This window comes from Bacteroides zhangwenhongii (assembly GCF_009193325.2).
Classification (GTDB): Bacteria; Bacteroidota; Bacteroidia; order Bacteroidales; family Bacteroidaceae; genus Bacteroides; species Bacteroides zhangwenhongii.
Genome location: NZ_CP059856.1, coordinates 4,850,605 through 4,865,828 on the forward strand (window position 1 = coordinate 4,850,605; position 15,224 = coordinate 4,865,828).

The window sequence follows — 15,224 nt, forward strand, 5'->3', positions numbered from 1 at the left end:
TTACTTGCTTAAGTAATCGAGTGCATTAGAGGTAAGTTTCTCGATATTACCACGATATTGATTATCTGATTGGTTTTCATCATACCAATCATAAGCTGCCATGCCAATACATATTACCTTTCCACTACTATTTCCTCCTATCTGGCGAGAAGGGAATTCAGCGATAGGCACTGCATTGTGATTGGAAACATCATACCCCAACTCTATTGCACCAGTTTGTTGTCTCCATCCTTCTATTCCCAAATAAGGTTCCCAATCTATACACCATTGAAATCCCCAATTAAGAATATGATAACCTGTATTTATTAAATAAATATTAGAATTATCCTCAGTTACTAAGCCATCAAATATTTCATGAGAGATACCCTTTATTGAAAAGCCCCAAGGTTTATCTGTAACAGTCTTAGAATCTTCACTCCCAAATTGATTATTAGGATCTCTACCATCCATAGAAATAGCCCACCGATCTTTTACGATATATCGTAAAGCTCCACGAGATAATAACAAATTTCCACCTGTCTGATAATAATTCTTAATATTATTCTTTGAATTCCAATTAAATCCACTATCATCATAGATAGGATTATCATCATGAATCCAAATGACTTTTATCTGTTCCGGATCAAGTTTCACTTTCGGGTTATCATCCCTCAAATCTGAATATGAAATATACCTTGCCCCCGGCATATTATCCAACATCCATTGGGCAGCGGCTTTTTCTTCATTATTAGTCAGTTCATCAATAGTTGCAGCAGTTCCGATAAATGCCATTGAAACAAAAGTTCTTACCTTTTCTACCTTCACCGTATAAGTGGCTGCATTCAAATGATTTGTAACCGTATATTCTTTAGGTGTAGTGAAATCCAATGTAGTGCCTGACAACGGGCTTACCGTAGCACCATCAGGAACAGTAACGACTGGAGACAAAGCGGTAATATCCATGTTTTCAAGTACATACACAACGATTTCCTTGTTTGTTTCATCAATTCTGCCCGCATACTCTCCTATCATAAATCCAGTAATCTGCGGCTTATCCAATTCTACGGAAATCGTATAATTCATAAATACATTTCCGTTTGTGACTTTTACCACTACGGGCATTGTAAAGTTAACAGGTTTACCACTTTCCAAATTCGCCGTAGCCCCTTCGGACAAAGTAAATACCGGAATTAAATTTGTCACATCTGTATCATCTTCCACATGTACTTTAATGCTTCTCGCCTGATTATCCTGCTCAACGATAAAGTTATCATAACCTTCGATATGGAAAGAAGTAATCCATGTATCACCATTCAAAGCCAACGATGTGTCTTCATCATCACTACATCCAGCTGCAGAAAGTAAAAGTGCAGCCAGTAACACCATATATATTTTATCTATCAAAGTCTTCATAATTCCCATTTATTATTTCTCCCAACCATTATTTTGCTGATACAAACCACCACTATAATTGATCTGCTTCTGAGGAATAGGCAGATATTCATTTTTTCCTGCTGTAAAATTTGCATCCGAATAATAAGAACGACGACTAGCTTCCGACGCATAATATTGATTCATCACTTTTGCCGCATCTCCCCAACGAACTAAATCAAAGAAGCGGCTTCCTTCCAATGCCAATTCAAGACGACGTTCCCATTTCAGGTCTCTCATAGCAATGTCCCGATCAGTCCATTCGGCCATTGTATACGGTTCTACTTTAAAACTTGCCCCATAATCAAAAACAAGCGTAGTACTACGGGCTGCACGGTTACGTATCTCATTGACCAACGGCAATGCTTCCGACAAACGATTCAACTGAATCAATGCCTCGGCACGCATCAGCACTACATCTGCATAACGCAATACAATACGGTTCATCGAATTAGCAACAAACGGAGAATTCACTTTCTTCAGGCAAGAACAATCGGGGTCCACATTCTCTTTTAAAGATGAATAAAGACCATAATATTCCTGTTCGTTACGTGTCCACGTCTTATCAAAAATATAGTTCACATTATACTTATAAGGAAATCCCGGAATCGCCACCGTGTGGAATAAACGGGGATCGTAGTTGCCTTGCACATCATAATTATCTTTCTCATTGTAAGTATCGAACATCGGCCTACCGTTTTCCGTGCGGAAAGCATTCACCAAGTTTTGGCTAGGCTTCTGAAAATCACAACACCCGAAGAATTGCGGAGCTGTCAACTCATTACCAAAGTTCAAGTTGCCATACATCGTATTATCATCCTGCGAATATTGGACAGCCCAAATAGATTCCTTTCCGTTCTCATATTGCGGCAGAAAATTATATGCAAAATCTTCTTCCAGGCCAAAACCTCCGGCAGTCATGATAGCATTATCCGTATACGTAATTACAGCTTTCAAATCCTCTTCATTAATTTCGATCACTTCATTCTTTTCATTTTGGCGATAAGCTTTGTAAAGCATCACCTTTGCCAGATAGGCCGATGCAGCAGCCTGCGTAGGACGCCCTTTTTCCACCTGTGTATCGGGAAGATGATCATATGCAAACTTAAAGTCATCTGCTATCTTCTGCCAAAGTTGGTCGTTAGTATACTGTCGGTTAGAAATCTTGGTATAGTCCGAAGTAGGAATCGTTTCATCTACATAAACGATATGCTTGAACATCACTTTCAACAGAAACATATAATGACCACGTAAGAAACGCATCTCACCGATACGTTCATTCTTCTGCGGATAAGTATTTGCATCCATACCATCCAAAGATTTCAAAGCAGCATTGGCACGTGCCACCCCCGAATAAAGACGATACCAGATATCATCAAAAGCCCAATTGTCAGTAGTCATCCCCGTAGCAATCTCCAGAAAATGGAAATGCGAACCGTCTTCGGAGTTTGCCCCGCCTTTATAAGCATCATCTGCACGGACATTTCCATACGGCCAAAGGCTGAAAGAACTGTTCATATCCTCACCGGACACCATGTGAGCGTAAGCAGCAATTACCAGATTGTCCACATTATCGGGACTAATCGTTTGTCCCTCGTCAGAACTTCCCTGTAAGTCTCTTTCCAAAAAGTCATTGCAACCTGTAGTACCGACCAACGAGACTACCAACAGCAAAGAGGATATATATATATTCTTGATTTTCATAATTATCGTTATTTAATGAATTAAAAACCTATGTTGAAACCGAATGTAAGATTGAGAGGAATCGGATAACCGAAATTCGGATTTTCCGGATCCATACCGGTAAAGTTCTTACTTTTGATGGTCAGCAAATTCTGTGCGCTGAAATAGAATCGCAAACGTTCCATCTTTATTTTCTTCGAGATATCTGTCGGTAATGTATAACCTAATTGTAAATTCCGAAGTTTCAGATAAGAACCGTTTTCTACATAATAACTGGAAATTCTCTTTTCATTATTCAAGTCTTCCAAACAAACAGCAGGAATATCCGATCCCGGATTCTGCGGAGTCCATGCTCCCAACAGACGGGTGCCACGATTAGCATTCATATCGCCTACCGACCAGAAGTCGGTATTCTTCTTCACCTCATTATAAACGTCCACTCCCTGCACACCTTGCCAAAACATAGTCAAATCAAAGTTCTTATATTCCAGATAGATATTGAGTCCATACGTGAAATCAGGATTCGGATTTCCGATCCAAGTCTGGTCCTTAGTATCAATAACACCATTATTATCCAAATCTTTATAGCGGATACGCCCTACGCCTTTTCCGGTCTGATCGGCATGATTGTCCACTTCTTCCTGTGACTTGAAAATACCGTCGGCAATGTAACCGGCTCTCATATTGATAGAATGACCGATAATGTTCATCACCCCGTCACCGCCGAAATCTCCGGTAGAAGCCACTTCACCCGGTACAAACAAAATCTTGTTCCGATACAAACCGAGGTTCGCGTTAATATCATAGCTAAGCCCGAAAGCCGTCTTATTGCGATAGCCCAAATTAAACTCAAAGCCCTTGTTTTCCATCGAACCGGCATTTCTCCACTGCCCGCCACCTTCTCCAAGAATACCGATGTAAGACGGTTTTATCAAAATATCCGTTGTTTTTTTATAGTAATATTCGGCAGAGCCATACAATGTCTGATTAAACAAACTGAAATCCATACCGACATTGGTTTGTGTAGTAGTTTCCCACTTGATATCATCATTTCCAATCTGAGTACGCACAAATCCGGAAGGAAGCAAACTACCGCCGTTACTTCCGGTAATATCATAAGAAGTTCCATAAGTAGGAGGATTGCCTGTACCGTATTTAGATTCGTAGATAGAATAGCGTGCGTAATTTTCAATATCCTGATTACCGGTTTGTCCCCAAGCCGCACGAATTTTCAAATCGTCAATCACATCTTTAGTTTTTTCCATAAAAGCCTCCTGACTAATACGCCATCCCAAAGAAACGGAAGGGAAAGTAGCATATTTATTATTGCTACCAAAACGGGAAGAACCGTCACGACGGAGGGTAAATGAAAGTAAATATTTATCAGCATACGAATAGTTCAGTTTTCCGAAGAAAGAAACCAGTGAGAAACCACCTGCTCCGCCACTTGCCTGTGACTGTCCTACTCCTGCGGAAGGATACATATAATCGGGAGTCAGAATCGCAAATCCTTCACGGTAAGCAGCAAAGTTTATATCGTCTTCACGATTCAACTCCATACCTGCCATAACATCTCCACGATGTTTGCCAATCTCCAATTCGTAAGTGGCCACAGCATTCCACATCCATTTGGTGAAATGCTCCTGTTTCATCTCAACCGCATCCTTATCACTGTTCAGGAAACCGGTGTTGTAAGGAAGCGTAAAATTACGTTGATACTTCTGTGCATAGTCCAATCCAAAAGTGGAACGGATATTAAGTCCTTTCACCGGGTTCAGGTTTACATACGCATCACCGAACAAACGCCAATAAGTATATCGGTTGTTCCGATTATCATAAATTACACGAGCCACATTTTGGCGGTCGGGCATAGTACTGTTGGGACCTCCCCAATTCGTTCCATCCACAGTGTGTACGGGAATCATGGGAAGGGCAATCATGGCGTCACTCATGATATTCTCTGGAGCTTGGACTTCCGTCGTACGGTTCAGAGTGAAATGCTCACCGATAGTCAGAATATTATCTATCACCTTATAATCACTATTAATACGTGCAGAAATACGGTCGAAGTTTGTATATTTAATCAAACCGTCATTTTTATAATATCCCAGAGAAAAGAAATAATTACCTCTTTCCGTTCCATTACTCAACGAAAGATTGTATTGTTGAATAAAGCCGGTACGTGTGATTTCATCAAACCAGTCCGTATCACCTGTTGCTATTGTATTGGCATCATCAATAAATTTGGGAACATAGATGTTATCCAACACAGGATAGCCTTCAGCATTATATCCCCAGTCGTATTGATAACCGATAGAATTAGCATTCGGATTCTTACCACTGTTCACATTGGCTTGCCATAATGTACGCCCATATTGCTCAGTATTCATCATATCCAATTTAGACTGGTACATAGATGCGGAAACCGAAGCGTCGAAATTAATCTTAATCTGTCCTTTCCTACCTTGTTTAGTAGTAATGATGATAACACCATTTGCGGCACGCGAACCATAAATAGAAGCAGAAGCCGCATCTTTCAGAACCTGGATAGATTCAATATCATTTCCATTCAGTTCATGCATACCTGCTTTAGAAGGCACACCATCAATGATATAAAGAGGGTCGTTGTTGTTCAATGTACCGATACCACGAATACGAACAGTAGCCGTACCACTTGGATTACCATCAGCAGTAATACTCATACCGGGAACACGCCCTTGGAGTGCTTTTACCGGATTGTTTTCACCTTGTTTCTGAATTTCATCAACTTTTACCACAGATACCGCACCGGTCAAATCGGCTTTACGCTGAGTAGTATAACCTGTCACCACCACTTCATCCACCATTTGCGTATCTTCTTCCAATAAAACTTGGATAGAGGTAGCCGCTTTCACAGTCACGGGCTTATAACCGATATACGAAATCTTTAAAGTAGCATTAGTAGGAACAGAAAGCGTGAAGTTACCGTCAAAATCGGTAATCGTTCCATTAGTTGTGGATATAGTCTCAATGACGGAAGCGCCAATAATCGGCTGGCCATCCGTTTTGGAAGTAACGTTTCCTTTCACTGTTATGTTTTGCCCGCAGAGGGCTGACATGAAAGTAAACAGGAAACAAACGCTGCAAAGAAGTTTTTTGTTCTTCATAATACTGAGCATTAGTTTGATGTTATTAATTTAAAAGTACGAATTTTATCTTTATCGATGATGCAAATTACGGTTGATTTATATCAATCGACTAAAAAAAATGTTTCAAAGGCTGTAATATATGTTGCATAGAGTGCTATTTGATGGATTATATTGAAAATACAAATGGTATTCCCCATCTTTATACATGAGTGCATTGACATAGTTTTTATGGTAACAAAGTATTCTTATATCAGAACTCAACCTTATTTTGAAAAAGCCCTACCGTAAAGCAATAAGCCTAAAAGCTTCTATTTACGGTAGGGTTTCTCATTGATTCTTATCCGAAATCTCTTATTGTATAAGACTTTTCAGTGCGGAGATTAAAAACTTTCAGTGCGAAAAACTAGGTACTTTTATGTAGCCGGGAAGTGGTCCCCTTATAACGTGACCATTGTCACCTTGCAAAGGGATAAATGGCACTTTATAACGTGACGAATGTCACCTTATAAGACAACCACTCCTTTTCAAAAGGAGTAAAAACTATAAAGATACGAAATCTATCTATGAAAAGCAAGAGCAGGTATAATTAATCAGATATTAAACGATATTTCATCCTAATATTTACCATCTCCTCCTATTTTCAAGATACCCTTCCTTTTTATCACATGATAACGAAAACTACTTTAAGATGACGAACACTACAAAATTGTAGTGTTCTCCAAACGAATATCACAGGATGAAGCTCCTACCATAAAAGTAAACGAACCTTGCGGCACAACAAAACAGGTCTGTTTTTCATCCCAATACCGAAGTTACTCTTTATCAACCGTAATCTCTACTTTCCTACTTTCTCCTGCCTTTAAAGCAATACGTCGGAAACCTTTCAACTGTTTGATAGCTTGCATACCACCTGCGACTTCCGGCAATTTAACGTAAACTTGCGCCACTTCATCGCCAGCCCGCTTACCTGCATTTTTCAACGTGAATGATACATTCATCGTTTTTCCCGCATCAGTTACTTCCAGATTATTATATTTAAAAGTCGTATAACTAAGTCCGTAGCCAAACGGATAGAGCACGTCTTTCTTAAAATACTGATAAGTACGTCCTTTGGTTATATCATAATCATCAAAGGGTGAAAGTTCCTCCAAAGACTTGTAATAAGTCAGCGGTAAACGACCCGCCGGATTATAGTCTCCAAACGAATGAATTGTGATCTTGACCTTTCATATTGTCCCACGAGAAACCCGGAAATACCAATGGAGCATAATCCACTTGATTCTTCTTTGCCCATTGGATATCCGCCTCTACCAATTTTTGAAATTTTGGATAAGTGTTTTCATTATAACGTCCTACGAACCAAGGCATCACGATATCGCATTTTCTGATAAGCTGATGAAGGTGGGGATCTGATTCTGTATCTCCTTTCAGTTCGCGCCATTGGGTAGGCACTCCAAGCATTACACTGAATCCTTGCAATTTTAAACCGTCAATAATACGCTCCGCCTCTTTCAGCCCATAACGTCGGTTATCATTAAATCCAACTCCCCATACGGTAACCAACGGTTTCCCATTATGATATAGATAAGACGGATTCTTGACATGATCTTTTATAGAATATTGACGTGCGATTTCTGCAATATCTTTTAATAACAACCCTTCTTCTCCCGGCTTCATACCACTCAAGTCATACATCACACAGATAGCCCGTTCGTATTTATTTGCTGCCTTCATTGCCGAATTGAGGACTTTATTGAAATGTTTCAATCCGCTTTCATTCCGAATTTCGGAAACAAAGCGTTGCATAAATACTCCATCCAACCCATATTGGTTCATCCACTTAAAATGAAGTTCGACTGTAGATTCGTCATAAGAAGAAAAGACTGATGCTGGTTTGCCATCCTCAAAAGTAAACTCTGTCTTATAGAGTTTTTTATATTCCGACACTTCCGGCCAAAAATCAACTGAACAGGAACCGGGACGAAAACCCTTCGGACCATTATAATGATGCCAGCTGCGGCCGGAGCCGTCATCAGGGGTATTGAACCACCCCTGATAACCGGCCATCACTAACCCCTTATAAGAGTTATATTGCCTGCCTCCACCTTTGGCTGTTATACCTACTGAAAACAATAAACAAAAAACCAACCAACTAAATCTTTTTACCATATTCCTTTGTTTTTCATGTTATATTAAAAGTTCTCCAATACTATTTTTCAGCAAAGTAAAGGAGCGCCCCTTAATAAATCCCACTAAAAGGAATTAATAAAGACTTAAAATCGAATTAATCGGGGGAAAAAGTAGAAAAATAATGAGACAAAGCCTGTGCACACGCGTATCCCTCTTCATAAAATTCCGTTAGTTTGCGCACATTCTTTTCAATACGGTCTACCACCACAGGCTTCAATGGACGGATAACGATAATCTTTCCTTCGTCTTCCATACGCTCCACCACTTCCAATTGTTCATTATAAACAGCACAACGACGGCTCAACGCTTCACGTAACTTCGGATATTTCCGATAAACAAATGCCGGAATGCGAATATCCTTCGAATCTTTCCGATAACCCCTGTTACGGGTAAGCACAACGACATTATGTGTGTAACCATCCGCAATAGCCCGTTGCAGGGGAATGGAATCTACAATTCCTCCATCGAGCATCGGTATACCGTCTACATAAGCAATAGGGCAAACAAAAGGCAGACTGCTGGAAGCACGAACGATATCGATCACTCGCTTTTTATCTTTCTTCTCTTCAAAGTAATTGGCCTCTCCCGTCACGCAATTCGTAGTCACCATCACAAAACGATCGGATGAAGCAAAATAAGTTTCATAATCGTAAGGAAGGATATGCTCGGGGAACTCATTGAAAAGTAAATCGAAATCGAGAATGTTACGCTTCTTGAGTAAATACTTCAAACCGATATAGTTGTATTTCTCCAACAAGTCAATATTGCTGTATTTGGCACGTCCCCGTTGACGGGAAACATACGACAACCCATTACACGCTCCTGCCGATACTCCTATCGTATAAGGAAAACGAATATTGTGATCCATCAGATAGTCGAGTACACCACAAGTAAACACACCGCGCATACCTCCGCCTTCCAATACCAATCCTATAGATTCATCTACTTTCAAATCTTTCATATCCTTACTCCCATTCTCGTTTTCACACTCTATGTTGCATAAACAAGCCTTTGTCTTTTATTGCATATTTATGACAAATTCAAACAAAAAGGCTGATTGTTGGGCAAAAATAGCAAATATTTAAACAGATACTTGTTTTTTCGGTTCAATATATGTAACTTTAGGCTAGCTTAATTGTTTAAGGAGGAAAAATTTAAAAAGTCCTGCCCGCAGGCAAGCACCATGAGAATACAGTTTGAGATTAAAGAAAATTTGCCGGAAATCATCGAAGAAATCATGAATTCCGAAAAATGGCAAACTTCCGTGAAGGAAGAACTTAGCGGTCGGACGACCGTTGTGATCCGTGACCAGGCGTATGGTTCAGAAGCCACTATTGAGATTTATGCTACGTCCATTGAAATCAAAACCGCATGGTCAAAGTACTCCTATCGCATATTCGTAACCAATGACATCGTATGGTGCGAATATAACGGAGCCTATCGTGGACTATTGGAACAAGTACTTCTGCCGACTATTACCCCCAAAGAGAGTTTGCTCAATTCCGATGTGACCGAAAGTTCGCTTTATGGAAACGAGCCTAAAAAACTTAGAGAGTACGCAGAAGACAATCTGAAATTAAAACAATTCCGCCGGGAAAACTTCAACGAACAGAAAAACGGAACTGCACCGTTTGACCATCCGAAACGTGTCTATGATGAATTCATTAAAGAAGATTACATAGTAACATCCAAGGATAAGGAAAAGAAAGAATAACACGCATCTAATGATGCATCTACCTATACCGCTTTGTTGTTAGAACAAAGCGGTATTTTTGTACCCCAATATACTAATATTCATTCTTTTTTTATACATATTAATTCAAACGGATGGTTATCAAAAGAGGAATCCTTATATTTGCAACCAAAACAAATTTAATATTAATGTCATAAGAATGAAAAAGAGTATCCTTATCGCTGCTTTGGGCTTATTCAGCCTAAGCATGACGGCACAAGACACAAAACCCGAAGAGGGCTTCGTTTTCACGACAGTGAAAGAAAATCCGATTACTTCCATTAAGAACCAGAACCGTTCGAGCACCTGCTGGAGTTTCTCTACTCTTGGATTCGTAGAGTCCGAATTACTCCGGCTAGGAAAAGGTGAATATGACCTTTCTGAAATGTTTGTAGTACACAAAACGATGGAAGACCGTGGAGTGAATTATGTACGCTATCATGGTGACAGTTCTTTCTCACCGGGTGGAAGTTTCTATGATGTGATGTATTGTATTAAGAATTACGGTATCGTTCCGCAAGAAGTAATGCCGGGTATCATGTATGGTGATACTCTACCGGTGCACAATGAACTGGACGCAGTTGCCGAAGGATACATTAATGCAATAGCCAAAGGCAAGTTAAGCAAATTGACTCCGGTTTGGAAAAACGGTCTGACAGCTATTTATGATACATATTTGGGAGAATGTCCTGAGAAGTTCACTTACAAAGGAAAAGAATATACGCCGAAAAGTTTCGCCGAATCACTTGGTCTGAACTGCGATGACTATGTATCACTGACTTCTTATACTCATCATCCGTTCTATACTCAATTTGCCGTAGAAGTTCAGGATAATTGGCGTAACGGTCTGTCATACAACCTGCCAATCGATGAACTGATGGCTGTAATGGACAATGCCGTAAAGAAAGGATATACTTTTGCATGGGGTAGTGATGTCAGTGAACAAGGGTTCAGCCGCAATGGTACCGCCGTTATGCCGGATATCATCAAAGGAGCTGAACTTTCAGGTTCGGATATGGCCCGTTGGACAGGTATGACTCCTGCCGACAAACGCAGAGAATTGAGTAGCAAACCATCACCGGAAATGGAAATTACTCAAGAAATGCGTCAGGCTGCTTTTGATAACTGGGAAACAACAGATGACCACGGAATGCAAATCTATGGAATCGCCAAAGATCAGACAGGGAAAGAATATTTCATGGTAAAGAATTCTTGGGGAAAAGCCGGCAAATATAACGGTATCTGGTATGCCTCCAAAGCCTTTGTTGCTTATAAGACTATGAATATTCTAGTACACAAGGATGCACTTCCTAAGGAAATTGCCAAGAAACTGGGTATCAAATAAGTCTGCCAGAAAATAGTATTAAAAAACATAACTGACTAATAAAGAACGGTATCCCTACATCAAATGTACAGGAATCCCGTTCTTTTATTTCATAATTACTTCTCTCTATATTCCTGTGGAGTCATCCCTACATGCTTCCGAAAATATTTATTGAAAAAAGACAAATTGCTAAAGCCTAACGAGAATGCTATTTCTTTCACCGGTAAACGGGTAGACTTTAATTGTGCCTTAGCATTCATTATTATCATACCTGTAATAATCACCAACGGACTATGCCCACTTGCCTTTCGAATTGTACTGGAGAAATGTGCCGGTGTCACTCCGCATTTATCAGCATAGAAAGCAACTTCATGCTCTTTTGTGTAATTCGCCATTAATATTTGAACAAATTGCCGATATAATTCATGTTCACGTTTGAGAGGTTCATTCACTACTGTTTGTTGTCGACTATACAACTCTTTCACTCCTTGAAAAAAGATGGTAAGAATAGAACGAAGGATTTCTTTATTTTCCAATGTATTAGGCAAAGAATAAGCCCTGATTAATAAGCTATAAGCATTACGAAACAAAGTTGCAATCTCTTCCGGTAAAGGAACAACCGGAGTATTCAGTATGTTTGGCAATAAGCCCAACAACGAATCGACATAATTCACTGAGGCGACAAAGTCAGAAGAAAATCCGGCAAAGCAAACACGGGTATCCGAAGATACTTCATGTATTTGGATAAATGAATTAGGAAGAAGAGTGATAAAGTCATTTCGACGAATGACTACCTCCAACAAATTTATGGTGGCACGAACAGTTCCCTCCGTACAAAGTATAAAAAGCCCGGCTTTTATCTGACAGGGAAATCGACTATACATATTTAATATATCACCAGTAATATTATCATCCGCTATAAAATCAATAGGAAGATCAAATTTAGGAAGATTACCATCTATTATCATAATCAAAAAAATTAAGTTGCCCAAAGATAGTTTTTCTTTTGAGACCTTTGTTATAACACATTAAGAATAGAACAACATATCTAATAAATGGAACATCTATTTAATATTTCATTAGATTATACGAATTAAAATAGTAAATATAGAACATTGAATCCCAAATATGGAGCTTGATAGCAAATAAACATTAAACGACCTTTGCAGAGTTTTAATTAATATTCTAATAAAAACTAAAAGAGAATGAAAACTTCTAAGAAACTATTTTATGTCGCCTGTATGGCTTTACTCTTGGCTTCCTGCGAGAAAACCTACAACGACAAACTCTTTTGGCCGGGAGAAATCAGCCAGGAATATGGTTCGTATATCAAGCCATACACTTTAGACCTAACCTACAGTGGAGAGAAATTGGCTGGAAAAACAGTCAACTTTAAAACGGAAGACAGTGAGACAGGAACACTGACATTAAACGATGTAATTCCGGGAGAAAACACAACTCCAATCAATGATGTGCAATTGAATGAAAGTGGAGAAAAAGATGCTTATACATTCAATGGGACGAGCGTTACGAAAACAGGGGCTGAAGTTAAATATAGCGGTAGAATTACACCGAAAGCTATGCAATTGTCACTTGAGGTGACGATGGCTCATTACGGTTCTGTTGCGAATACATACGTATTCCCCGCCTACTCACATACAACAACCGAAGAAGTAACAGTACGCAATAGTGGAGCTAGTTATGTAAACATAACAGTAAAAGAAGAAAACGAATCGATAAAACCAATCATCCTACAAATAAAACAGACTGCAACCAATGTTTTAGACGTACTTTTTCCTTATATATTGAAAGATTTAACGTTAGAGAGAAATGGGCTTGTTACTGCCAATTATACTACCAGTTCCATAAACCTTGATGAAATTATAGAGATTGCCAATGCAAATAAAACAGACGCAGAGTTTAAAAGCCTGCTTCGACAACGTACCTATGTTCCTTCCCCTATAGGATTAGCTTATTGGAATCAAACAGATGATAATTCATTTGTATTACAATTGAACATACCCGCCATCATCTCCCTTATTACTCAAAATAATGGACAAGAAATAGATAATCAACTCATCATCGGCATTAGCGAAGCACTTATCAAATCTGATCCAGTACGATTGAAACTAGCATTAAGCGCTCTCAATACTGTTCTGAATAATCAAATACTGACGTATATTTTAAAGGTAGACGATGTCACTTTCACTATGCTAATGTCATGGCTAAAGAATGGTGTTCCAATGGAAATCAGCCAAACAACAAAGGATCATACCTATATCTATTTCAATAAAGAAAGTCTTACACCGTTCGTCAATATCATTTCGTCATTATTGAAAATGGATTTAAAAGAAGTTACCACATTATTAGACAAAATGGAAATAGGAGTCGATCTCACTATTCAACAATAATTATCTTAACCATCAAAAAGAAAGAACAATGAAAAAGATATCTATTTTAATGACAGGCTTCCTTGTCATAACGCTCAGTTTACTGACATCTTGTGATAATGATCATTACGGACCGGCTCCGGTAGATGTGACAGCTAATTATTCAAACAAGCTATCAAATCCCAATCCAAACTTAATTCTTACCTATAATGGAGAAACGATGATTGGAAAATCTGTAGACTTTAGTACTGTAACCGGAGAAACAGCTATTGTTACTCTTTATGATATTTTACCGGGAGAGAAAGAATTAAAAATGGTATCCATCCCTCTTTCCGGAGATGAGGAAGGATATTCTTTTTCCGGGAGTGGAATGGGAGAGAACACTTTAACCTCCTTTAGATACGAAGGGCGTGTCACAAAAGGGCAGTTAACATTAAATATATCCAATCTTCACATGGGTAATGCTGAGTTATGGGCAAACACCTACAAACTACCTACAGTTATTAACGGTATCAAAAGGATTGTAGTGGGGGATATATGGGGAGATGAATATACATGGCAAGAAGTTGATGGACAAGTTTTAAATGCATCATGCTATTTTTATGCAGACATAGAAGCTTCAGAAAGCGGAGCCACAACTCAGACATGGGGTAATGCAATTCAAAACATTTTAAGCTATATCTTACCACAAGTTTTACAAGATATAACTTTAAGAGCAGATGGAAATATAACAGCCTCCTATTCTAATGAACCACTATCAGGACTAGATATGGAAACTATTTTTGGCTTTCTCTCAGTTCCACTGACACAAGATATGATCACTCCTCATATTGCTAATCGCAAATACATTCCATCTCCTAAAGGGTTTGCTAACTGGCATCAGAAAAATGACAAGTTTATATTAAAATTAAACTTAGCCAATATAATTTCTCAAATAGCTAGCGACAAGCATATAGATGCAAATATAATTAATGCAATCATTGATGCTATCTCTCAAATGGATCCGATGAAATTGAAAGAACTACTAACTACCCTTAATCAAAGTCTAAACAACGACACACTTGGATTTCTGATCAATATCAATGATACCTCTTTCAAAGCACTTTTTAATTGGTTAACTACAGGAATTCCAATGCTTGTTACCTCAAAAGAGGGGCACACTCATATTTATTTAGATAAAGAAGAATTTACTCCTATAGCTAAATTACTTCCAGACTTGAGTCCATTAGTAATTAGTATGCTTCCAGAGGATATGCAAGCATTAGGAAGCATAATCTCTGCGTTTTTAGATGGAATTTCGAAAGCTTTCCTTTCGCCCCAAAAAATCGAATTTGGTTTAGAGCTTGTACAAAGCAATAAAAAATAAG

The 15,224-nt window shown here is 38.8% G+C and carries 10 protein-coding genes and 1 pseudogene; 4 read left to right on the top strand and 7 right to left on the bottom strand.

Going from position 1 to position 15,224, the window contains the following annotated elements:
* The 6 genes and pseudogenes from GD630_RS19165 to GD630_RS19195 all read right to left on the bottom strand — a co-directional run bounded on the left by GD630_RS19165 (window position 1) and on the right by GD630_RS19195 (window position 9,372).
* On the bottom strand, window positions 1-1,392 hold the full coding sequence (locus GD630_RS19165) for a DUF4960 domain-containing protein (RefSeq protein WP_182505664.1): 1,392 nt from the start codon (window positions 1,390-1,392) through the stop codon (window positions 1-3).
* Window positions 1,393-1,404: 12 nt separating this feature from the next.
* Window positions 1,405-3,114, bottom strand: a complete 1,710-nt coding sequence (locus GD630_RS19170) for a RagB/SusD family nutrient uptake outer membrane protein (protein ID WP_143867983.1) — start codon at window positions 3,112-3,114, stop codon at window positions 1,405-1,407.
* 20 nt (window positions 3,115-3,134) lie between these two features.
* A complete protein-coding gene (locus GD630_RS19175; RefSeq protein WP_182505665.1) occupies window positions 3,135-6,239 on the bottom strand; it encodes a SusC/RagA family TonB-linked outer membrane protein in 3,105 nt (1,034 codons plus the stop codon).
* A gap of 680 nt (window positions 6,240-6,919) precedes the next feature.
* Window positions 6,920-7,423, bottom strand: a pseudogene (locus tag GD630_RS19185) (fibronectin type III-like domain-contianing protein); the annotation flags it as partial.
* Entirely contained in the window at window positions 7,410-8,390 is a 981-nt protein-coding gene (locus GD630_RS19190) for a glycoside hydrolase family 71/99-like protein (protein ID WP_238482943.1), read from the bottom strand. The gene GD630_RS19190 and the pseudogene GD630_RS19185, both read right to left, overlap by 14 nt.
* A 115-nt stretch (window positions 8,391-8,505) precedes the next feature.
* Window positions 8,506-9,372: a patatin-like phospholipase family protein gene (locus tag GD630_RS19195; protein ID WP_143867989.1), complete on the bottom strand. Its 867-nt coding sequence runs from the start codon at window positions 9,370-9,372 to the stop codon at window positions 8,506-8,508.
* Window positions 9,373-9,594: 222 nt separating this feature from the next.
* On the opposite strand from GD630_RS19195, the gene GD630_RS19200 reads away from it, so the two are divergent.
* Complete coding sequence (locus GD630_RS19200; RefSeq protein WP_143867991.1) at window positions 9,595-10,125, top strand: hypothetical protein; 531 nt, start codon at window positions 9,595-9,597, stop codon at window positions 10,123-10,125.
* A 178-nt stretch (window positions 10,126-10,303) separates the two neighbouring features.
* Entirely contained in the window at window positions 10,304-11,488 is a 1,185-nt protein-coding gene (locus tag GD630_RS19205; RefSeq protein WP_007758534.1) for a C1 family peptidase, read from the top strand.
* Window positions 11,489-11,583: 95 nt separating this feature from the next.
* On the opposite strand, the gene GD630_RS19210 is transcribed toward GD630_RS19205, so the two are convergent.
* A complete protein-coding gene (locus GD630_RS19210; protein ID WP_143867993.1) occupies window positions 11,584-12,435 on the bottom strand; it encodes a helix-turn-helix domain-containing protein in 852 nt (283 codons plus the stop codon).
* 237 nt (window positions 12,436-12,672) lie between these two features.
* Here GD630_RS19210 and GD630_RS19215 point away from each other — a divergent pair, with 237 nt between their 5' ends.
* Together GD630_RS19215 and GD630_RS19220 are read left to right on the top strand one after the other, a co-directional pair.
* The gene (locus tag GD630_RS19215) at window positions 12,673-13,878 is read left to right on the top strand and encodes a DUF4925 domain-containing protein (protein WP_143867995.1); all 1,206 of its coding nucleotides are present in this window, start codon (window positions 12,673-12,675) and stop codon (window positions 13,876-13,878) included.
* Window positions 13,879-13,906: 28 nt separating this feature from the next.
* A complete protein-coding gene (locus tag GD630_RS19220) occupies window positions 13,907-15,223 on the top strand; it encodes a DUF4925 domain-containing protein (RefSeq protein WP_143867997.1) in 1,317 nt (438 codons plus the stop codon).
* Window position 15,224 lies beyond the last annotated feature (1 nt).